Origin of the sequence: Paucilactobacillus nenjiangensis (assembly GCF_005405445.1) — a bacterium.
GTDB classification, from domain to species: Bacteria; Bacillota; Bacilli; order Lactobacillales; family Lactobacillaceae; genus Paucilactobacillus; species Paucilactobacillus nenjiangensis.
The window spans coordinates 14,756-35,592 of the sequence record NZ_BJEB01000018.1; the positions used below are offsets into that span (position 1 = coordinate 14,756).

Annotated in this window: 18 protein-coding genes and 1 pseudogene; 14 read left to right on the top strand and 5 right to left on the bottom strand. The window is 38.6% G+C overall.

Annotated elements, in window-relative coordinates; all coding sequences use genetic code 11:
* The first annotated feature begins 137 nt into the window (after positions 1 to 137).
* The 8 genes and pseudogenes from FFM59_RS04150 (at position 138) to cydC (ending at position 10,533) form a co-directional block, all read left to right on the top strand.
* Positions 138 to 998 carry an SDR family oxidoreductase gene (locus tag FFM59_RS04150; RefSeq protein ID WP_137601787.1) on the top strand — a complete coding sequence of 287 codons (861 nt, stop codon included), beginning with the start codon at positions 138 to 140 and terminating at the stop codon, positions 996 to 998.
* Positions 999 to 1,010: 12 nt separating this feature from the next.
* Positions 1,011 to 1,949: an ATP-binding cassette domain-containing protein gene (locus FFM59_RS04155; RefSeq protein WP_137601788.1), complete on the top strand. Its 939-nt coding sequence runs from the start codon at positions 1,011 to 1,013 to the stop codon at positions 1,947 to 1,949.
* Positions 1,946 to 3,463, top strand: coding sequence for an ABC transporter permease/substrate-binding protein (locus FFM59_RS04160; protein ID WP_137601789.1), 1,518 nt, complete (start codon positions 1,946 to 1,948; stop codon positions 3,461 to 3,463). Before FFM59_RS04155 ends, FFM59_RS04160 begins: the two co-directional genes overlap by 4 nt.
* A 15-nt stretch (positions 3,464 to 3,478) precedes the next feature.
* Positions 3,479 to 4,430: pseudogene (locus FFM59_RS04165) on the top strand (zinc-binding alcohol dehydrogenase family protein).
* Between the two features lie 219 nt (positions 4,431 to 4,649).
* Positions 4,650 to 6,068, top strand: coding sequence for a cytochrome ubiquinol oxidase subunit I (locus FFM59_RS04170; RefSeq protein WP_137601790.1), 1,419 nt, complete (start codon positions 4,650 to 4,652; stop codon positions 6,066 to 6,068).
* Positions 6,068 to 7,102: a cytochrome d ubiquinol oxidase subunit II gene (cydB, locus tag FFM59_RS04175; RefSeq protein WP_137601791.1), complete on the top strand. Its 1,035-nt coding sequence runs from the start codon at positions 6,068 to 6,070 to the stop codon at positions 7,100 to 7,102. The genes FFM59_RS04170 and cydB overlap by 1 nt, the downstream gene beginning before the upstream one ends.
* Positions 7,092 to 8,816 carry a thiol reductant ABC exporter subunit CydD gene (cydD, locus tag FFM59_RS04180; protein ID WP_137601792.1) on the top strand — a complete coding sequence of 575 codons (1,725 nt, stop codon included), beginning with the start codon at positions 7,092 to 7,094 and terminating at the stop codon, positions 8,814 to 8,816. Before cydB ends, cydD begins: the two co-directional genes overlap by 11 nt.
* Complete coding sequence (gene cydC / locus FFM59_RS04185) at positions 8,809 to 10,533, top strand: thiol reductant ABC exporter subunit CydC (RefSeq protein ID WP_137601793.1); 1,725 nt, start codon at positions 8,809 to 8,811, stop codon at positions 10,531 to 10,533. The genes cydD and cydC overlap by 8 nt, the downstream gene beginning before the upstream one ends.
* Here cydC and FFM59_RS04190 read toward each other — a convergent pair.
* Complete coding sequence (locus tag FFM59_RS04190) at positions 10,530 to 11,507, bottom strand: polyprenyl synthetase family protein (protein WP_137601794.1); 978 nt, start codon at positions 11,505 to 11,507, stop codon at positions 10,530 to 10,532. The two genes, cydC and FFM59_RS04190, sit on opposite strands and share 4 nt — an antisense overlap.
* A gap of 89 nt (positions 11,508 to 11,596) precedes the next feature.
* Between FFM59_RS04190 and FFM59_RS04195 the strand changes: the two genes are divergently transcribed.
* Both FFM59_RS04195 and FFM59_RS04200 read left to right on the top strand, forming a co-directional pair.
* Entirely contained in the window at positions 11,597 to 12,499 is a 903-nt protein-coding gene (locus tag FFM59_RS04195; protein ID WP_137601795.1) for a prenyltransferase, read from the top strand.
* A gap of 12 nt (positions 12,500 to 12,511) precedes the next feature.
* Positions 12,512 to 13,720 (top strand): NAD(P)/FAD-dependent oxidoreductase, encoded by a 1,209-nt coding sequence (locus tag FFM59_RS04200; protein ID WP_137601796.1) that lies wholly within the window; start codon positions 12,512 to 12,514, stop codon positions 13,718 to 13,720.
* Positions 13,721 to 13,813: 93 nt separating this feature from the next.
* Here the strand turns inward: FFM59_RS04200 and FFM59_RS04205 are convergent, their stop codons facing one another.
* Together FFM59_RS04205 and FFM59_RS04210 are read right to left on the bottom strand one after the other, a co-directional pair.
* Positions 13,814 to 14,206: a DUF1398 family protein gene (locus FFM59_RS04205; RefSeq protein WP_137601797.1), complete on the bottom strand. Its 393-nt coding sequence runs from the start codon at positions 14,204 to 14,206 to the stop codon at positions 13,814 to 13,816.
* 78 nt (positions 14,207 to 14,284) lie between these two features.
* Positions 14,285 to 15,289 (bottom strand): NADP-dependent oxidoreductase, encoded by a 1,005-nt coding sequence (locus FFM59_RS04210; RefSeq protein WP_137601798.1) that lies wholly within the window; start codon positions 15,287 to 15,289, stop codon positions 14,285 to 14,287.
* A 138-nt stretch (positions 15,290 to 15,427) separates the two neighbouring features.
* On the opposite strand from FFM59_RS04210, the gene FFM59_RS04215 reads away from it, so the two are divergent.
* Complete coding sequence (locus tag FFM59_RS04215; RefSeq protein WP_137601799.1) at positions 15,428 to 15,973, top strand: TetR/AcrR family transcriptional regulator; 546 nt, start codon at positions 15,428 to 15,430, stop codon at positions 15,971 to 15,973.
* Positions 15,974 to 16,007: 34 nt separating this feature from the next.
* On the opposite strand, the gene thiD is transcribed toward FFM59_RS04215, so the two are convergent.
* Both thiD and FFM59_RS04225 read right to left on the bottom strand, forming a co-directional pair.
* Complete coding sequence (gene thiD, locus FFM59_RS04220; RefSeq protein ID WP_137601800.1) at positions 16,008 to 16,823, bottom strand: bifunctional hydroxymethylpyrimidine kinase/phosphomethylpyrimidine kinase; 816 nt, start codon at positions 16,821 to 16,823, stop codon at positions 16,008 to 16,010.
* 179 nt (positions 16,824 to 17,002) lie between these two features.
* Positions 17,003 to 18,451, bottom strand: coding sequence for a hemolysin family protein (locus FFM59_RS04225; RefSeq protein WP_137601801.1), 1,449 nt, complete (start codon positions 18,449 to 18,451; stop codon positions 17,003 to 17,005).
* A 184-nt stretch (positions 18,452 to 18,635) separates the two neighbouring features.
* On the opposite strand from FFM59_RS04225, the gene FFM59_RS04230 reads away from it, so the two are divergent.
* The 3 genes from FFM59_RS04230 to FFM59_RS04240 all read left to right on the top strand — a co-directional run bounded on the left by FFM59_RS04230 (position 18,636) and on the right by FFM59_RS04240 (position 20,714).
* Entirely contained in the window at positions 18,636 to 19,208 is a 573-nt protein-coding gene (locus FFM59_RS04230) for a sugar O-acetyltransferase (protein ID WP_137601805.1), read from the top strand.
* A 129-nt stretch (positions 19,209 to 19,337) separates the two neighbouring features.
* Positions 19,338 to 20,213, top strand: a complete 876-nt coding sequence (locus FFM59_RS04235) for a DMT family transporter (RefSeq protein WP_137601802.1) — start codon at positions 19,338 to 19,340, stop codon at positions 20,211 to 20,213.
* 18 nt (positions 20,214 to 20,231) lie between these two features.
* Entirely contained in the window at positions 20,232 to 20,714 is a 483-nt protein-coding gene (locus FFM59_RS04240) for a GNAT family N-acetyltransferase (RefSeq protein WP_137601803.1), read from the top strand.
* The last annotated feature ends 123 nt before the right edge of the window (positions 20,715 to 20,837 follow it).

Consider the following 20,837-nt stretch of genomic DNA (forward strand, 5'->3'; position numbering starts at 1 on the left):
CCTCTGTAACTTTTGTAGTTACAATTATTTTACTTTAATTTCATCAAAAAAGCTACTTTCTTTAACTTTTGATTGCTTAGTGTGATTTTTGCCGATAAGATAAGAGCGATTATTAAGGAAAAGCGAGGTTTTTAATAATGAAATACGCAATTACAGGTGCTACCGGTAATTTAGGTGGTCAAATTATAGAACAAATGTTGAAATTAGCCGAACCCGCTGAATTGATTGCATTAGTGCATACACCAGCTAAGGCACAAGTATTAGTGGAGCAGGGAATTGCCGTGCGGCCAGCTGATTATTTAAATGTAGCCAGTATGACGCAGGCTTTGATTGGCGTGGATGTATTGGTGTATGTACCAAGCAAGACTTATGATGTCGTTCAACGAGTGACTGAATTACAAAACACACTGCAAGCAATGAAATTAGCACATGTCGATGAAATTGTATTTATGAGCTTCTTTGCGGACCAAGAAAACAATCCATTTGTAATGTCGCCGTACTACGGCTTTGCTCCGCGTGCTTTAGCTGCCTCAAGTTTGAAATATACGGTGGCGAAAAATAGCTTGTATGCAGATCCGTTGGTGCCATATTTGCCGGAGCTCATCGAACGTCAGAATGTGATTTATCCGGTGGGTAATCAGAAAATGGCTTTTATTAGTCTGGAAGAGAGTGCGGAGGCGTTCGCCAATTTGGCAGTGAAACCACAATTGAGAAATCATGGCGAAACGTATTTACTCAGTCAGAAAAAAGCTTATACTATGATAGAATTAGCCGCCATTATGAGTGAGGTTACGGGTAAACCAATTGGTTATCAGCCGGTGACATTACAAGAGTTTGCCGACATTTATGAATCAGATGGTGACGGTTCGGAATTGTCATCGATGTATGCAGGCGGAGCAAAGGGCTTGCTGTCGGAAGTGTCCAATGACTTTGAAAAAATCACTGGCCATCAACCTAGCACAATGAAAGATTTTCTGTATCAAAATTATCGAAAGTAATAGGTAGTTTAAATGATTGAATTTAAAAATGTGAGCAAAGAATATGAGCAAGGATTAGCGCTAAATAATCTAAATCTTAATATTGATGAGGGTGAATTATTTGTCTTAGTGGGCCCTTCTGGGAGTGGGAAAACCACGTTATTAAAAATGATTAATGGTTTAAATACTCCAACCACAGGTGAGATTCGAATCGCTGATGAAGACATAAAAAATAGTAATATTCGTCAGTTACGGCATAACATCGGGTATGTATTACAAGCAGGAGCTTTGTTTCCTAATATGACGGTGGAACAGAATGTATCGATTCAATTGGACTTACTTGGTTGGAATGAAACTCGTAAACACGACCGAATATGTGAATTGATGGTCCGCGTTGGCCTGGATCCTGAAACTTTTTTGTCGCGGATGCCAAGTGAATTATCAGGTGGAGAAGCACAACGGGTGGGAATTGTGCGGGCATTAGCTGGACAACCCAACGTGGTGTTAATGGATGAACCCTTTAGCGCCCTTGATCCAATTTCGCGAGCGCAACTACAGGAATTAGTCTTTGAATTACATCGCGAAATCAAAACGACTTTCGTGTTTGTGACTCATGATATGCAAGAAGCTTTGAAATTGGCTGATCGATTAGCCGTCCTTTATCAAGGCGAATTGCAGCAAGTTGGTAAGCCCCAAGATATTTTGTCCCATCCTGCAAACCAATTCGTGAAAGACTTTTTTGATAACGATACCTCAGTAGAAATCTTTTTACAGCAAGTAATCGATGCAGGCTTTGGCGTGCAACAAACTGACGAAACGGCAATTCCGATGGGTGATGACCAAACTATCTTCGATTGGTCACGAGAAATTCATGATCGTCCAAATCAACTCATCGTCGTTGATCAGATTATTTTGCAACCAGAAGATTTAGTTAATTACATGGCTACTTTGAGAGTAGGTGTAATTAGATGATTGAATATTTACAAAAAAATAGCGGCGAAATCATTGCTGCACTGGGCCAGCATATTTATATCTCTGCGATTGCTGCAATTATTGCGATTATCATCGCCGTGCCATTAGCAATTATTATGATTGACCATCCCAAAGGTGGGGAATTTGTTTCACAAGTCGCAGGGGTGATTCAAACAATTCCGAGTTTAGCAATTTTAGGGTTATTAATTCCATTCGTGGGAATTGGGACCTTACCAGCAATTATTGCACTAGTCTTGTATGCTATTATGCCCATTTTTCAAAATAGCTACTCGGGATTGACTAATATTGATCCAATTTTAATTGAAGCAGCCGATGCGTTTGGTGTGTCAAAACGATTCAAATTATTCCGAGTGCAATTACCTTTAGCATTACCGATGATTGTGTCCGGCATTCGAATTGCGGTCGTATTGATTATTGGGACAACCACCTTAGCAGCCTTGATTGGCGGTGGTGGTTTAGGGACCTATATTTTAGTCGGTATCCAAACCAATAATGATAATGCATTAGTCGTGGGTGCAGTCTTATCAGCGATTTTAGCTCTACTCGCTAATGGGCTTATCAAATTGTTGGGCAAGGTTTCATTAAAAAGGATTGTTATCGGAGTCGCAACCTTATTGATTTTATTTGGTGGTTACACAGTGGGCAGCAAGTTAATCGCCCAACGTACTCAGACGATTACCATTGCGGGGAAAATGGGTGGTGAGCCCGAAGTACTGATTAATATGTACAAAGATTTAATTGAAGAAGACAATCCTAATGTCAAAGTTCAGTTGAAATCAAACTTCGGTGGCACTAGTTTCCTATTTAAAGCCTTAAAAAGTGGCAAAATTGATATCTATCCTGAATTTACCGGGACAGTCATGCAATCACTTGTCAAAACTTCGGATAGCGTCAGTCACAATCCTCAAAAATCCTATCAAGAAGCAAAACAGTTATTGAAACAACAATTCGATATGACTTATTTGAAGCCAATGAAGTATGAAAATGATTATGCACTGGCCATCCGAACAGCCGATGCAAAGAAGTACAATTTAAAAACGCTCAGTGATTTACAAAAATTATCGTCTAATTTTAACGCCGCGTTTGATCCCGACTTTTATCAACAGGCAGACGGCTATCCCGGTTTAAAAATGACGTATGGGATTGAATTTGCCTCAGTTAAAACAATGGAACCTTCATTAAGATACGAAGCGTTAGCGGATAATAAAATTGATGTGACTGATGCGTATACTACTGATCCACAATTAAGACAGTACGCATTGACAACCCTCAAAGACGATCAATCTTTCTTCCCACCATATCAAGGTGCGCCGTTAATGAAAGCTAGTTTTGCCAAGAAAAATCCTAAAGTTGTCAAAAGTTTGAATAAGTTAGCCGGCAAAATCACCACTAAAGACATGCAAGAAATGAATTATCAAGTTTCGGTTAAACATCGAAAAGCCTCTATTGTTGCCAAAGAATATTTACTCAAGCATAATTTGATTGAAAAATAATTAGGAGGTAGCCAGATGAAAGCAATTGTTGTGCGGCATCCAGGTGGTCCGGAAGTTTTGGAATACACGGATGTTCCGACACCTACAGTGAAGCCCGGGTGGTCATTAATCAAAGTTAAAGGTTTTGGCATTAATCACTCGGAAATATTTACTCGGCAAGGTCAATCGCCAGATGTCCAATTTCCGCGAATTTTGGGGATTGAAGTAGTCGGTGAAGTTGCAGAATCTACGGATGATAACTTACAAGTAGGTCAAAAAGTGATTTCTATTATGGGAGAAATGGGTCGGGCATTTGATGGCGGCTATGCGGAATACGTTTTATTACCCAATCATCAAATTTATCCGGTGCAAACATCTCTAGATTGGCCCACCCTGGCTGCAATCCCAGAAACATATTACACTGCGTTTGGTATTTTTAGGAGTTTACAAGTCCGTCCCAATGAACGAGTGCTAATCCGTGGTGCAAGTAGTGGTGGTGGGTATTGCGGTGATGCGGCTAATCAAATCAATTGATTACGACGTACAAATTGTTGGAACAATTAGATCGGAAGCTAAAGTTCAATTGTTACAAGAGGTTGGTTTTAATGAAGTAATCGTGACTAGTAATGATTTACCGGCAAATATAGGGAAATTCGATAAAATTGTTGATTTAATCGGTCCACTAACATTACGGGACTCTTTAAAACATCTAGTCGAGTTTGGCATTGTTAGTTCAACTGGTCAGTTGGGTGGCCAATGGACGTTAGATAGATTTGACCCAATTACTGACATTCCAAACAATCGATACCTAACTGGCTTTTATTCTGGGGATGTTAGTCAGTATAAGATTCAGCAAATGTTGGACTTTATTCAATTACATCCACTTAATTTATCACCTGAAAAAATATTTACCCTTTCAGGAATCAGTCAAGCACATAAATATTTAGAAAATAGCCAAAATTTAGGAAAAATAGTTGTCATGTTATAAAATGAACAAGCCGGTTTATAGTTTATAGGCCGGCTTTTTGTATATAATTAATTGACAAGTTGTTGACATATGTCAACTTTTATCAATTGAAAAGAAATAAATCGGAAGAACTATGGATATTTCCTTTAAATTCGCTGAACAAAAGAGTATATTATGCATTGTAAGGGTATTCATTTTTATTATGCAATTATTAACACGTTTTTTTAAAGGAGGAGGTACATTATGGATATTGTGACATTAGCAAGATTTCAATTTGCGATGACAACAATTTTTCACTTCTTCTTTGTGCCATTCACCATTGGGACCGGATTTGCTGTAGCAGTGATGGAAACGATGTATGTGCGTTCGAAGAATGAGTTATATAAGAAAATGGCAAAATTCTGGGGGAACATTTTCCTACTAAGTTTTGCGGTTGGGGTAGTTACCGGTATTATTCAAGAATTCCAATTTGGGATGAACTGGTCTGATTATTCAAGATTCGTTGGTGATATCTTCGGTGCTCCATTGGCCATTGAAGCATTACTCGCATTCTTTATGGAATCAACGTTCTTGGGACTTTGGATTTTCACTTGGGATCGTATGAAACCAAAAGTTCATGTTATTTTTATTTGGTTAACAGCTTTTGCCTCAATCTTGTCAGCATTTTGGATTTTGGCGGCCAACAGTTTCATGCAACACCCAGTTGGTTACACATTGAAAAATGGTCGTGCCGAAATGAATGATTTTGGAGCCTTACTATCAAATCATCAAGTATGGTATGAATTTTCACATGTTATCGCTGGTGCAATTACGATGGGCGGTATCATTATCGCTGGTCTATCTGCTTTCCAACTTCTTAAAAAGAGTCAAAAAGCAAAGGACTTTTTCAAAAAATCACTTCGTCTTGGTTTAGTTATTTCATTGGTAGGATCAGTTGCAGTCATGACTGCAGGTGATTTACAAATGAAAGACTTAGTTACGCAACAACCAATGAAGTTTGCAGCTACTGAAGGTAATTACAAGGATACAGGTGATCCAGCTGCTTGGACCTTGATTGCTTGGGCAAATGAAAAGGACCATACTCAAGCCTTTGGCGTGGATATTCCTTACATGTTAAGTATTTTGGCTTACAACAAGCCTTCTGGATCAATCAAAGGTATGAACACGGTTAATAAAGAATTAACGGTGAAATATGGGAATAAGAATTATTATCCATCGGTTAATACTTTGTTCTATAGTTTCCGTGTTATGGCTGCGTTTGGCGCTTTGATGTTCCTTGTCTCAGCATTGGGACTATTCTTCACGAGGAAGAAGAAACCAAGCTTATATGAACATAAATGGATGTTGTGGATTATTGGATTAACCACATTTACACCATTTATGGCCAATACAGCTGGATGGTTAATTACCGAATTAGGACGCTTCCCATGGACAGTTTATGGCTTATTCACGATGAAACAAAGTGTGTCACCAAACGTTTCAGTTACTTCGTTGTTTATCTCTAATACAGTCTACTTCTTGTTATTTGCAGGTTTGGCCAGCGTGATGGTTTACTTAGTAATTCGTGAATTACACAAGGGACCTGATTATGAAGAAAAGAAATTAGAAGCTGAAGCTAAAATTAATTCGGATCCTTTTGATAAGGAGGCGTTTAGCTAATGAGTGGATTACAACTATTATGGTTCATCTTAATCGGAGTACTGTTCTCTGGATATTTCTTCCTGGAAGGTTTTGATTACGGGGTAGGAATGTCTGTTCAAACTTTAGCTCATGATGAACACGAAAAAGATCAAATTATCGAAACAATTGGACCAATTTGGGATGGAAATGAAGTTTGGCTATTAACAGCTGGTGGTGCGATTTTTGCATCGTTCCCTTATTGGTATGCCTCAATGTTTAGTGGATATTATCTCATCTTGTTTATTATCTTAGTTGGGTTGATTATCCGTGGGGTATCGTTTGAATTTAGAAGCAAAATGCCAGGAAATAAAAAGAAGGTTTGGAACTGGACACTTGCCATTGGTAGTTTCATTGTGCCATTCTTCTTTGGAATCCTATTTATCAGTATGATTCAAGGTATGCCTTTGGATGCTGCTGGTAACATGAAGGCAGGTTTCACGGACTACATTAATCTTTACTCTGTTGTCGGTGGGGTTGCTTTAACTCTTCTTTGCTACTTGCATGGATTAAATTATTTAACCCTTAAGACGCTTGGACCAGTTCGTGATCGTGCGCGTAACTACGCTGAACTGTTCTATTGGGTACTGTACGTTGGATTAGTTGTATTCGCTGTTTTGATGTATTTCCAAACAGACTTCTTCACACTACATCCAATTACAACCTTGTCACTCTTAGTAGTAATCGTTGCATTGTCAGTGATTGCTAACGTAGCGGTTGCTAAACGTAAAGAAATGTTAGCCTTTCTTGCCAGTGGCTTAACCATGATTGCATTAGTTAGCCTATTGTTCTCTGGTTTATTCCCACGTGTAATGGTTAGCTCACTTACGCATAAGAACGACTTGTTAATTGTTAATGCATCATCAAGTCCATACACGCTACACATTATGACCATCCTGGCATTTACCATTTTGCCATTTGTGTTAGCATATACAGCATGGACGTATTATGTCTTTAGAAAACGGATTAAACATCCTAAGTTTGATGTCGAGGGAGAGGTTGTCAATGCTGGATAAGCGTTTACTGAACCTTCCTGGAATTAAAAAAATAATGATTTTGCTTGCAGGCTTAGCGGTTTTGCAAGCATTATTTATTATCAGCCAAGCAATTAGTTTATCGTTGGCAATTACAGGTTTGTGGTCAGGAAAAAATTTATCAGAAATTACACGTTGGATGCTTACGTTTGCGATTGCATTTCTCGGACGTCAGTTGATTGAATTGGCCCGAGATCGAATGCTCGACAAATTTGCGTATTCAAGTGCACAGAAAATTAGAACTACATTATTAAATAAAATCTTCAAGCTTGGCCCAGAAGTTGTTCAACAATTCGGGACGGGTAATATTACCACCATGACCCTGGATGGAATCGATCAGGTCGAAAATTACATCAAATTGATTCTATCAAAAGTAATGAATATGATGCTGATACCTTGGTTCATTTTGGCCACAATCTATGTTTTTGATTGGGAATCTGGTGTGGTTTTAACATTAGTATTCCCATTAATCATCATTTTTATGATTATTTTAGGTTATGCGGCTAAAAGTAAAGCTGATAATCAATATGCTAAATTTACAATGCTATCAAATCATTTTATTGATTCACTGCGTGGCATTTCAGTATTAAAATACTTTGGTCTGAGCAAAAAGTACGCTGATAGTATTTATACAACAAGTGAACAGTTCAGGAAAGCAACGATGTCGACAATTAGAGTAGCTATTTTATCAACATTTGCCTTGGATTTCTTTACAACGTTATCTATTGCGGTTGTGGCGGTATTACTTGGACTGCGATTGATTAATGAACAAATCCTACTGTTCCCAGCTTTATCAATTTTGATTTTAACTCCAGAATATTTCCAACCAGTTCGTAATTTTTCGAGTGATTACCACGCTACCTTGGATGGTAAGAATGCCATGACGGCCATTTATCAAATTATTAATAACCCGGGAAATATTAGTGAACCAGTTAAAATTGACAATTGGAATGCAAATTCGCAGTTATCAATTAATCAGCTAGATTTTAACTACCAAGATTCACTTGGGGTTAAAAATGTGCAATTAAATCTCTCCGGTTACCAAAAAGTTGGCATCATTGGGATGAGTGGGTCCGGGAAAACGACTTTAATCAACTTATTAAGTGGTTTCTTTAGTCCTGAATCGTCAGATATCCAAATTGATAAAGCAAAAATTGACTCGTTTAGTCAGGCGGATTGGCAAAAGCAACTGATTTACATGCCACAAACACCGTATGTTTTTCATAAGACGATTCGCGAAAACGTGGCGTTTTATCATCCAACCGCTAGTGAAGATGATGTCAAACAAGCAATCGATGCCGTCGGGTTAACTGAGTTTGTTGAGGAACTACCAGATCATTTAGATACCGTCTTGGGAGAAGGCTCGCGCGCACTTAGTGGTGGTCAGGCACAACGGATTGCCTTAGCACGAGCACTCATTGATTCTGGACGCAAAATTATGTTGTTTGATGAACCAACCGCACATTTAGACATTGAAACTGAAATTGATTTAAAAGAAAAAATGTTACCAATGATGAATCAACGATTAGTCTTCTTTGCGACCCACCGGCTTCACTGGATGAAGGATATGGATTATATCTTAGTGATGAAACATGGCGAATTAGTTGAACAAGGGACCTTGGAACAATTACAAGCCAATAATGGACCTTTTGTGGAACTAACGAATGCGATGATGGGAGGTGAAGCTGATGTTTAAAAATGATACTTGGGTCAAACCATATTTAAAGCAATATAAGAGATCGCTAATTTTAGCTATTTTTCTGGGAATTATCGCAGTGGTCTGCGAAGTTGGTTTGATGTTTAACTCGGGCTATTTGATTAGTAAATCAGCTTCCTTGCCCATTAACATCCTATTAGTGTATGTACCAATTGTGTTAACAAGAACTTTCGGGATTGGTCGACCAGTATTCCGATATTTGGAACGTCTTGTGAGTCATAACTGGGTTTTGAAAATGACGTCTAACTTGCGTCGTCGTTTATATGTGGCCTTAGAACCACAAGCGGTTTTCTTTAATCAAAAGTACCGGACTGGGGACGTTCTCGGTTTATTGTCAGAAGATATTAATCATATTCAGAATTTATATTTACGGGTTATTTTCCCCACCATTATTGGTTGGACGTTGTATGTGGTGGTTGTCATTTTAACCGGATTTTTCTCAATCTTTTTTGGTCTTTCAATGTTGGTTTTGTTTGGCTTTGTAGTTTTTGCAATTCCAATGTGGTCGGTGGCCGCCAATGGAGCCCGTCATGCGAAAGCGAAAGTAATGAGAAATAATCTGTACGGCAACTTAACGGATAACGTGTTAGGAATTTCTGATTGGATTTTTAGTCAACGTGGTCATGACTATGTTGAATTACACGAAAAATCTGAAGCAGAACTACATGAAGTGCGTGATCGATTACTCAGATTCAAACGGTATCGCGATCTGATTGTTCAGGTAGTCTTTGGAACAATCGTGATTCTGACGCTATTCTGGACGGGAAATAGTTTTCAAGGTGTCCACGGGTCAGGAATGACTAATTGGATTGCTGCCTTTGTTTTGGGAATCTTTCCATTAATTAACAGCTTTGAACCACTATCGCAAGCTGCTGAGGAAAGCTCAACCTATCAAGATTCAATTCATCGTTTTAATGAATTACCTGATGAAACAAAAAAAGCAACTGCCATTGAAAGCCTCACAGGCCCACTGACAATTTCAATTGATCATCTTGATTTTAGTTATGACAACAGTTCAAAACAAATTTTAAAAGATTTGAATATCCAAATTGCGCCAGGTGAAAAAATTGCGATTTTGGGTAAGAGTGGCTCAGGTAAAAGTACATTAACTCATTTATTGCATGGTGATTTGGAACCCACAAATGGTCAGGTCACGATTAATGACATCAAAACTAATGTCTTGAACGATGACATTGATCGGTACATTGGGGTTATTAATCAGGCTCCATACTTATTTAATACTACAATTGCGAATAACTTACGTATTGGGGACGAAGCTGCCAGCGATGATAAATTATGGGATGTCTTGGACCGAGTTGGTCTGAAAGAAATGATTCAAAAATTACCAAATGGACTGGGGACGTTAGTCGATGAAGCTGGCTTGAGATTTTCTGGTGGGGAACGACATCGGTTATCCTTAGCCAGAATTTTGTTAAAAGATGTCCCAATCATTATCCTTGATGAACCAACAGTTGGCTTGGATCCAATTACGGAACAAGGCTTAATTAATACTTTCTTTAACCAATTGGAAGGTAAGACTGTGATTTGGGTGACTCATCATTTACAAGGTATTGATAGCATGGATAAAGTCATCTTCATTGAAGATGGCCAAATCGAAATGCAAGGGACACCAACAGAACTGAATCAAACTAATCAACGATTCAGGGAGTTAAAGGCAATTGATGCTGGTTTTTAGAATTTTCGGGTTAACATCTTTTTAATTGCTTTGTTCAGAACCATTTTAGCTTTGCTAGTTGGCAAAGAAGCGATTAATTTTTCGGCTTGGTTGGTATATGACTCTGCATATTGAATAGCTTTCTCAATACCCCCGAGTTGGGTCACATCGGCTACGATGTTTTCAACATCACCAGTAGTTAATTGATGATTTTTGTCCAACAGTGCTTTAAATTTTGAAGAATCTTTTTTCAAGGCTAAGAGTAGTGGCAGTGTGTAGACACCTTCAGCTAAATCCTCCAAAATTGGCTTTTTAAGCGTTTTTTGGTCGGAAGTGTAGTCTAAGATGTCATCATTGATTTGAAAGGCGATACCAATGTTTTTTCCGATTTTAGCAGCTGTTTCAACGATTGACTCGGTAGCACCACCAAAGTAAGCACCTTCCAAGCAAGCTAACCGGAATAATTCGGCGGTTTTACCGGTGACGGTTTCCAAATAAGTTTCGATGAGATTGTTGGGATTGAAACGATTAGCTTTTTGAATCAATTCACCCATCAAGATTTGTTCCATGGCATCAGCATTAATTTTCATGAAATCAGTGCCATTCATAGTTTCGTTGATGAATTGGAAAAATTTAGTAAACAGTAAATCGCCGGCGTATACAGCAACGTCTTTACCTAATTTGGCTTGGACGCTAGCTACACCGCGACGCAATGGTGAGTCATCAATGATATCATCATGAATCAAAGTGGCCATATGTAGGATTTCAATTGAAGCTGCAATTTTGATTTGCTTATCGCTGTTCTTAGGTTCTGGACCAAATTCATTGAACAACAAAAAGATGGCTGGTCGTAACATTTTGCCGCCAGCGGTTAACATATCAGTCAAAGCTTGTTCAACTTCAGAATTATTTTTATTTACAGATTTAAGTAGTAGATTGCGAACTTGTTCAGTTCCGTTTTCAACTATTGGATAATTAAAACAACTATCAGACATTTTTGTTGCTCCTCCACGAGTTCTTATAAAGCTATCTTACCGTAGTTGAGTGATGTTTGACTAGTAACAATAATTGAGGAGTGTAAAATTTGTCGTTAGCAGTATTTTTAGAATTAGTAGAAATTAAAGCTAAAACCGCTAGCGTGTTGCCATTTTTGATTGGCATCTGCTTTAGCTGGTATAACTATCACGCCTTGAACCTGGGCTATGTCATACTATTTTTCATCGCGATGTTTATTTTTAACATGGCAGTGGATATTTTGGATAATCTTAACGACTATCATCACGCCGTTGATGAACTGGAATATAAGCGCAAGACTAATATCATCGGGCGCGAACACTTATCGGTGAAACTAGTATTTAGCATAATGATCACGATGGTAATAATTTCTGCCCTGATTGGAGTTGTTCTTGCTTGGCTAACCGGGTGGCCATTACTTATAATGGGGTTATGGTGTTACTTAGTTGGCGTATTCTATTCATCGGGTCCGCATCCTTTCTCTAGCATGCCGTTAGGTGAGTTACTATCAGGGGTGACGATGGGCTTTATGATTATATTAATTAGTATTTATCTCAATACTTTTGAGGTGATTACTTGGAATGTGGCGACTATTGCAAAAATTGAGTTGATTGCATTACCAACATCTGCCTGGATTGCAAATTTGATGTTAGCAAATAACATTTCAGATTTAGATGAAGATGAAAGTAATCTTCGTTATACGTTGCCACACTATTTAGGGAAAAAACGAGCTGTAAATCTATTTGTGCTCTTAAATGTGATTGCCTTTATAGCAATTATTGGCGCGGTAGTAGTTAAGATTGCTCCCTGGACAATGCTGATTACGTTGGTTGTTGTTCCAATTGTAGTCAAGCAAACTCGTATTTTTATGAAAAAGCAGGTCAAAAAGGAAACTTTTGTGACTGCGATTAGAATTTTAGCAATTGGCTCATTTGCACAAGTTGTCAGTTATGCAGTTGGATTATTTTTATAAGGAGTGGAAAAAATGACAGAAGTTGTAATTTTAGGTGCCGGATATGCAGGGCTTCGAACTTTAGGAGCCTTACAAAAAAGTAAGGAAGATATTCATGTGACTTTAGTGGATCGAAATGAATATCACTATGAAGCTGCAGATTTACATGAAGTAGCGGCTGGAACTCAAGAACGTGAACGAATCTTGTTTAATATTAGCGATGTTGTTGACCCTGACAAGACGACTTTTATTCAAGGTACCGTGGTCAATATTGATCGCGAACAAAAGACGGTTAAAGTCACCAATCAACCAGAACTGCGTTACGATTATTTAGTTGTGGCGTTAGGATTTGTTTCTGAATCGTTTGGGATTCCTGGTGTGGATGAAAATGCCTTATCAATGGTCGATGTTGATCAAGCCGTTGGTATCCGTGAACATTTAGAAAAACAAATGAATGAATATACCAGGACGCAAGATGAAGAATATTTAAAAATCATCGTTTGTGGAATGGGCTTCACTGGCTTTGAGTTGGTCGGTGCTTTAGTTGAAGCTAGACCTCAATTAGCTAAGTTGGCTGGGGTGAGCGCAGACAAAATTAAGATTGCCAGCGTGGAAGCTTCCACTAGATTATTACCAATGTTTCCTGAAAAATTGGCAGACTATGGTAGCAAGCACTTAGCTGATTGGGGAGTAGAAATGCTCACCGGTAAACGCATCCTCGAAATTAAACCTGATACAGTGGTTTATCAAAATGGGGATGATGAAAATGACCGTGGCGAAGTGACTGCCAAGACCATTATTTGGACAACCGGTGTTCGTGGTAGCAAAGTTATGACCGATGCTGGTTTTTCAGAAAAACGTGGCCGCGTGATGGTTAACAAAGATCTGACGGATCCTGATTACGACAACGTCTTCATCGTGGGAGATGTGGCAGCAGCGATGGACGAAGATTCAGGTCGCCCATATCCAACTACGGCGCAAATTTCCTTAGTGATGGGACACTTAGCCGCTGAAAATATCATCCATAAGGTTAACAACGAAGCAACGAAAGAATTTACCTTTAAGTCTTTAGGAACGGTTGCTTCAATTGGTAACACGCATGCCTTTGGATTGGTTGGTAAAACTGCCGTTAAAGGCTATGCCGCATCCGTTGCCAAAAAGGGTATCATGGACAAATCATTGTTGGAAACTGGTGGGATGAAAGAAGTTCTATCCAAAGGTCGTTTTGACTTTTACCACTAGGATAATGAGCAAACCGTCTTCTGCATGGTTTGAAAATAGTTTATTTAAATAAAAAAATTCTCAATTCATAACTTGAATTGAGAATTTTTTTGCCTAGATACCTGGAATCGGCTCGATTAGTAAAGCATTGCCTTGAGTGTCAAAATATGACACGTTCTTGGCTATTAAATCACTTCGCCAATAAAGAACACCAGCTTGACCAGCAAGCTCACAGAAACGTTCAAAATCAAATTTTCCGGCTTGTGCACCTTGGACGGCTAGCTTGATCTTTGTAGAATCACCCAGTGCCTCGACAGACTTGGGGACTGCTTTTACTTGCAGGTCAATGCTGCTATCTGAATCATAATAGCGATAAAGCCCGTCAGCCACTAGGTAATCGTATTTTTCAACGCCTAATGCCTGAAAGTCTTTCATCAATTTAGCGAATCCGCCAGCATCTTTTTCCGATAAGACGGCTGCTTCAATATCTTGATAATTTAATGACATGTCAGATCACTCCTTAATGTTCCATGTGGAACAATTATAACGGTTAAGTACCATAATTGCTCATAAAAGCAGTGGGGATTAGTTGAATTCAATTAAAACTTTTCCCTGGGGATGACCATTTTTCAAGTACTCGATGGCGTCATTAATCTCGTCAATTTTAAAAACATTTGAATCAACTTGAGGGACAATATTATGTTTTAAAATTAAATCATTCAAATGAGCTAGTTGCGCGCCGTCACTTCTCACAAAAATAAACTGATATTCGGCCTGTTTTGCAGCTGCTTGCTTGTCAAATTTCCGTCCTACGAGTCCGAATAAAAATCTCTTCCAGGCAGGCGATTGTTGGTCGATGGCAAATTGTCGATTTGGACCATTGACTAGTGATAAAAGCTTTCCACCAGGTTTAAGAATGGATAATTCACGCGTAAATTCACTTGGTCCAAGTGTGTCGATGACTAAATCAATATTTTTTAAAGTTTCCCAATAGTTTTCACTTCGATAATCTAAGTATTGATCGGCACCAATTTGCAATGCCTGCTCACGGTTTCTAGTGTTACCACTAACAATTACATTGAGGCCTAAACTTTTGGCAATTGGTATTGCCATTTGTCCAAACGAACCTGAACCACCAGGAATAAACAAAGTTTGTCCGGCATGTGCTTGTAAATTTTCTGTTAAACCTTGCAAAGCAGTTAAGCCAGTTAGTGCCAACGCAGCTCCGCTTTTGAAATCATTGTTAGCTGGCAGGTGCGCAATGGTATTTTCATTCGTTACAACATATTCTGCAAAGGCTCCAATTTGGTTGATACTAAGTCGCGAGTAAACCGCATCGCCAATTTTAAAATTAGAAACTGACTGTCCGACTTGAACGATTTCACCCGATAACTCATTACCTAATGTAGTGGGTAATTGATAGGGACTGATTAATTTGACGGCTCCAGTCCCGATTAAAGTTTCTAAGGGGTTGACGGCGGCATACTTGACGCGAATCAGTACCTCATCATCCTTAATAGTGGGAACTTCGATATCGTTGACGTGTAATTTGAAATCTGATTGATACTTTAACAGTTGTGCTGCCTTCATAATAATTTTCCTCGTTTGGTTACATATTTTTAATTTTGTAACCTGATATTAAATTATTTAGTTACAAAAGTCAAATATTGTAACTCAACTTATTTTTATGTTACTCTAAGGTCATTGAAATATTTGAGGAGAACAAACATGGATAAATTAAATACCCAACAAATTATTGAGACTGCACAACGATTAATTGTTGAGAAAAATTCGACGGACATTTCCATGTCGCAGATAGCTAAACAACTGAATGTGACACATGCGGCGATATATAAACATTTTGAAAATAAAGATGCCTTATGGTTAGCTGTTGCGCAGCATTGGTTTGAGACGAATATTATCAACAAAATTAACAGTCAGATTGATGACGCGGAGGCGAAGAGCTATTTGCATGACTGGTTATGGCAATTTTCAAATGCAAAAAAGACGACTTTCAACGAAAATCCATTGATGTTTCAGCTAAATACTAAGTACATTGATAGTAATCCAGACGTGCTACATCAAGTTTTGCTGCCTTCATATCAATTACTTGATCAGAAAATGAATTATCAGGATGCACAGTATCAGAAAATTGAAGCAATTTTTTCCGCATTTGCAGTTTTTGCACTGCCAAATTTTAGTGGAACGTGGAACAGACCAGACTATCAATCGCGATTTGAAGATATCTGGCAACTAATTGAAAAGGGTATTTAAAAAGGACTTGGAAAATTTTCCAGGTCCTTTAAATTTATTCTTTTGGTAATTCATTAGCCCAATGGTTGATTGGCCCATATTTATGTCCGACTTGGATTTCGTTACCAATCGCGTTGGTGACAAATTCGCGGGCAATCCTAATTGATTCCTCGACATTGGTACCTTTAGCTAGTTCGGCTGCGATGACTGCACTGACGGTATCGCCAGTTCCGTTGCGTCGATCAGTATCAAATAATTGAGCTGGTAGCCAGAAAGTTTTGCCATCCTCAAGGAGCACAAAATCATCGACAGTTTCTTGCCCATCACCAATCCGTTGTCCTTTAAGCATCACATTTTTGGCACCTAAATCTTGTAATTCATGGGCCGCAGCTTCAATCTCGTCTTTTGATTTTAGCTTGCGACCGACGATGTGCTCAGCTTCATAGAAATTTGGAGTAATTACTTCTGCTAAGGGAATTAAACGATTTTTTAAAGTTTCAAAAGCGGCATCTTCTAAAAGCAGTGCACCGTGTTTCGTTACGATAACAGGATCAACAACTAATTTGCCAAAATCGTATTTTTCAAGATTGTCAGCGACAGTGTTAATTAAGTCAGCATCGGCAAGCATACCAGTTTTAACGGCCTTGACGCCTAGGTCATCAGCTAGCACTTCGAATTGTTTGCTAATAAAGGGGAGAGGAAGTGTAAAGGCATCGTGAATGCCATATGAGTTACCTGCCACCACGGCGGTCATTACAACTGTTCCATACACTCTGCGCATGAAAAAGCTGTGTAAGTCAGCTTCAATACCAGCTGAGCCATCACTATCGGAACCACCAATCACCATTACTTGTGGATATTCGTTTGCCATTCTAGTACCTCCATTATATTTTCTCATTAAAATTTAATTTTCTATTTCAACCAGTATACGTTACTCACGGAGGAATGTTAATAGTGTTGTCTTGTATAAACAAAAAAAGGACCAAATCCAACTGAATTTGGTCCTTCATTTGTTAAAGTTCCAAGTATGACCGTGATGGTTCACACTTTTTAATCATCATCATCTTTTTCTTTGTTCTGCTTCTTGTGACTATCTTTATGATTTTCTTTGTGGTTACGATGATTTTCTTTTTCGTCTTCATCATCGTCACCGTCATCCTCATCCTTTTCAGGTTTTGGTAACTCGACGACTTCGAATTCGTTGATATAAGCATCGTTGAAATCAAGTGGGGTGATTTGGAATTGATCAATTTCGACCATTTCACCCTTTTTAATGTTTGGATTGTAATCAATGATGTAACCAGTTAAAGTAACCATTTCGGATTCTTCAAAAACTTTAATATCAGTTTTGAAGAACCGTTCGAAATCATATAACGTGATTTTCCCAGAAAACTTGTAATGCATATTGCCAGCGTCATCTGAGCCGAGTTTTTCAACTAAGTCTTCAGCGACGTCATCAATTTCATCACGAACAGTTCCAAATAATTCTTCGTAAACATCCTTATCGGTAACGATACCAGAAGTACCACCATACTCATCTTTAACGATGACGATTGGAACACGATGTTGAATCATTTCTTGAAGAACATCCGTAATAGCTTGTGTTTCAGAAACAACGGGCATGTTACGGAGCACGGAACGAACAGACGCTTCACCGTTGATACGGCTTTGGCGAACCAAGTCATATGAGAATACATAACCGAGAATTTTATCTTTATCGTTATTGGCGACGACAGGCATACGAGTGTATTTGTAGTCGAGGTATGTGTTTAAGGCATCTTGAATCGAGTCTTGAATGTCTATAACTGTCAGCTGTGTACGATCAATCATAATATCCACAGCAACTTTTTCGTTCATTTCGAACGCACGCTTCATGAACATCAAGTCTTCTTCTTGTAATTCACCAGCGTCAGCAGCATCCTTGGATAATGATAAAATTTCGTTTTGCGAATAAATATCTTCATCAGGAATGGCATTGAAACCAAGTAATTTTGTAATACCAACCGCAGCACGGTCGAACAACCAAATTAGAGGGTAGAAAACTACGTGGAAGAACATGACTGGACGAACAATCGTTAGCAACACTTTCACTGGTTGGTCAATGGCAATGTTCTTTGGCACAAGGTCGGTGAACACAGCGTGAATAAAGGTGAACAACAGGATAGCTGCAACTGAAGAAATGCTCTTGGCATATGCTTCAGGCAAAATGTTGGCATTGATTAAGAGAGTGGCGATGAAATCTTCACCTAACCAACCTAAAATCAATGAAGTAAGGGTAATCCCAACTTGTGCGGTTGAGAGGTATTCAGTCATATGGTCGAGCATATGCATCGCATGACCAATATTCTTTGACTTCTTTTCTCTGGCCGATTGAATGGCCTTTAACGCACTAGGACGCACCTTGACTAACGAATATTCTGTTAATGTAAACAGAACAGCTAAAGCTAAAATAACAATGATTATCACTAAGTTTATGATAATAGACGGACCGGAATCCATGACGTACCTTCTTTCATTTTATATTAAACTCTATTATAACAAATAATCTCCCAATAGTAGTTGATTTCTTTTTAATAGAATAAGAAGATTGTACTAATTTTTGAGGAAAATGTCGAATATTATTCACGTTGTCCAGTGTAAGCGATATAATGAACAGAAATCTAAACAAGTGATGGTGAAAATAATGGATACCACTGAATTTGAAAATATGATGGCAGAACGCCCGTATGACGTGAACGATGAGAAATTACTCCACGATAGATTAGTAGCACGTCGGCTCTTTGAAAAGTTAAATCAGACTGATTTTGAGGATGAAGAAACACGGCACCAATTAATTAAAGAATTATTTGGCACGAGTGGAGAAAATATTGATGTGCGCCCGAATTTTCGTTGTGATTACGGGTACAACATTCATGTTGGCGAAAATTTCTTTGCTAACTTTGATTGTATTTTATTGGATACTTGCCCAATCACGATTGGGAAAAATGCACTGCTAGCACCTCGTGTCCAGTTGTACACTGCTAGTCATCCGCTGGATGTTAATTTACGAACGAAATGGATCGGAACAGGCGCAGCAATTACGATTGGTGACAACTGCTGGTTAGGCGGGGATGTCAAAGTCGTTCCTGGCGTGACGTTAGGTGATAACGTGGTAGTCGGGGCTGGGTCTGTTGTGACCAATTCCTTTGGTAGTAATGTTGCAATTGCCGGCAATCCCGCTCGCGTAATCAAAGAACTTAAACCGATTGAAGAGTAGGTAAAAAAGTTTCACATGAAACAAATTAATCCTTGGGAGGTTAAACTATGATATTTTCACCATTAAATGAATGTGATGTTCCAACTGTATTTTAAAAATAAATAATTTTTGGAATACGGAAGGGAAATAATGAATAAAAAAATATTAGGGATTATCCTGTTGAGTCTCGCTGCCAGTATTTGGGGTGGCATGTTTGTTGTCGTTAAAAGTATTGTTGGTGTTATTCCGCCAGTTCAGTTGGTGTGGTTGCGTTATTTGATTGCAATTGTGGCATTGGGCGTTTTAGTAATCGTTAAACATGCACAGTGGCACATAATTAAGCGCGATGCAGTTTTGATTGTGTTAGTTGGTATCATCGGCAATGGTATCTCAATTGTGGCCCAAGAAACAGGTACAATGTTCTCGTCAGCACAATTAGGCTCAGTCATTACGAGTGCCACACCAACTTTTATGGTGTTATTTGCATTTCCTTTGTTAAAGGAAAAAATTAACTCGGTTAAGGTGATTTCAGTGCTATTGGCCACAGCAGGAGTTGTGCTGATTGTGGGTGTTCATTTGGCAGGAGCACATATTGTGCTGGGTATTTGTATGCTGACGATTGCCGCATTGACTTGGGCCTTAATGTCAGTTCTAGTTAAATTAGTTTCATCTAATTTAAATGCAGTCCAAGTGACGTTTTTGTCAACTTGTGTGGCCTTTGTCGGTTTAACCCCATTTGTGATCAGCCAGTGGTCGCTTATTCAGTCAATTGATTTTACAGCGCCTAAAATTTATCTTAATTTACTATATTTGGGCATTGTTTCCACAGCAGGTGCGTTCGTGATGTGGAATAAAGGATTGCAATTACTAAATGCCGGTAGTGCTGGGTTATTCTTTTTACTACAACCAATTGTTGGGACGCTATTAGGCTGGTTGATTTTAGGAGAACAATTATCCATTGGCTTTCTTTTTGGAGCATTGTTAATCATTGGCAGTGTTTGGTATTCAATTCGATTTGCAAAATGATTCAGACGAGGTATGTAAATGATCAAAATAAGGGAAATTCAAGAAAAAGACAATTCAGCGTTAGCAAAACTAATTCGTGAATCTCTGAAGGCCAATCAATTAGACATCCCAGGAACGGCGTATTTTGATGCAGAACTAGATAATTTGAGTGCGTATTATCAAAGCAGTCGTCAACGACAATATTTTGTAGTACTGGATGAAAATGGTGAAGTAGTGGGCGGCTGTGGGATAGCTGAGTATGATAGTGATAACCGAGTGGCCGAGTTACAAAAGTTATATTTAACCAACACGGTTCAAGGACACCATTTGAGCTATAAGTTACTAACTAAAGTGATTGAATTTGCTAATCAGGTAGGGTATCAACAACTATACTTGGAAACACATCATAATTTAGCGTCGGCCATGCATATCTATCAAACATTCGGGTTTGAAGAATTAAGCCAGCCACTCAATAATGGTGAACATTCTGCTATGGATCATTTTTTCATTTTAAAACTGTAAGTTAAAAGTATCCTTTGTGAACTACTCCGGGAATAAATTCCCGGGATTCTAGGAACACCGCATACTTGCCTATCACTCTTTGAATGATACGTAGAGGTTACGGCTTTTTACTAAGGGCTGTTC

Excerpts from the sequence above, each read along its gene's own strand:
- cydC (WP_137601793.1), top strand. The coding sequence starts at position 8,809 with ATGTTTAAAAATGATACTTGGGTCAAACCATATTTAAAGCAATATAAG.
- FFM59_RS04225 (WP_137601801.1), bottom strand. The coding sequence starts at position 18,451 with ATGGATTCCGGTCCGTCTATTATCATAAACTTAGTGATAATCATTGTT.
- FFM59_RS04215 (WP_137601799.1), top strand. The coding sequence starts at position 15,428 with ATGGATAAATTAAATACCCAACAAATTATTGAGACTGCACAACGATTA.
- FFM59_RS04230 (WP_137601805.1), top strand. The coding sequence starts at position 18,636 with ATGGATACCACTGAATTTGAAAATATGATGGCAGAACGCCCGTATGAC.
- cydD (WP_137601792.1), top strand. The coding sequence starts at position 7,092 with ATGCTGGATAAGCGTTTACTGAACCTTCCTGGAATTAAAAAAATAATG.
- FFM59_RS04160 (WP_137601789.1), top strand. The coding sequence starts at position 1,946 with ATGATTGAATATTTACAAAAAAATAGCGGCGAAATCATTGCTGCACTG.
- FFM59_RS04190 (WP_137601794.1), bottom strand. The coding sequence starts at position 11,507 with ATGTCTGATAGTTGTTTTAATTATCCAATAGTTGAAAACGGAACTGAA.
- FFM59_RS04240 (WP_137601803.1), top strand. The coding sequence starts at position 20,232 with ATGATCAAAATAAGGGAAATTCAAGAAAAAGACAATTCAGCGTTAGCA.
- FFM59_RS04210 (WP_137601798.1), bottom strand. The coding sequence starts at position 15,289 with ATGAAGGCAGCACAACTGTTAAAGTATCAATCAGATTTCAAATTACAC.
- FFM59_RS04235 (WP_137601802.1), top strand. The coding sequence starts at position 19,338 with ATGAATAAAAAAATATTAGGGATTATCCTGTTGAGTCTCGCTGCCAGT.
- FFM59_RS04200 (WP_137601796.1), top strand. The coding sequence starts at position 12,512 with ATGACAGAAGTTGTAATTTTAGGTGCCGGATATGCAGGGCTTCGAACT.
- FFM59_RS04155 (WP_137601788.1), top strand. The coding sequence starts at position 1,011 with ATGATTGAATTTAAAAATGTGAGCAAAGAATATGAGCAAGGATTAGCG.
- FFM59_RS04150 (WP_137601787.1), top strand. The coding sequence starts at position 138 with ATGAAATACGCAATTACAGGTGCTACCGGTAATTTAGGTGGTCAAATT.
- FFM59_RS04205 (WP_137601797.1), bottom strand. The coding sequence starts at position 14,206 with ATGTCATTAAATTATCAAGATATTGAAGCAGCCGTCTTATCGGAAAAA.
- thiD (WP_137601800.1), bottom strand. The coding sequence starts at position 16,823 with ATGGCAAACGAATATCCACAAGTAATGGTGATTGGTGGTTCCGATAGT.
- cydB (WP_137601791.1), top strand. The coding sequence starts at position 6,068 with ATGAGTGGATTACAACTATTATGGTTCATCTTAATCGGAGTACTGTTC.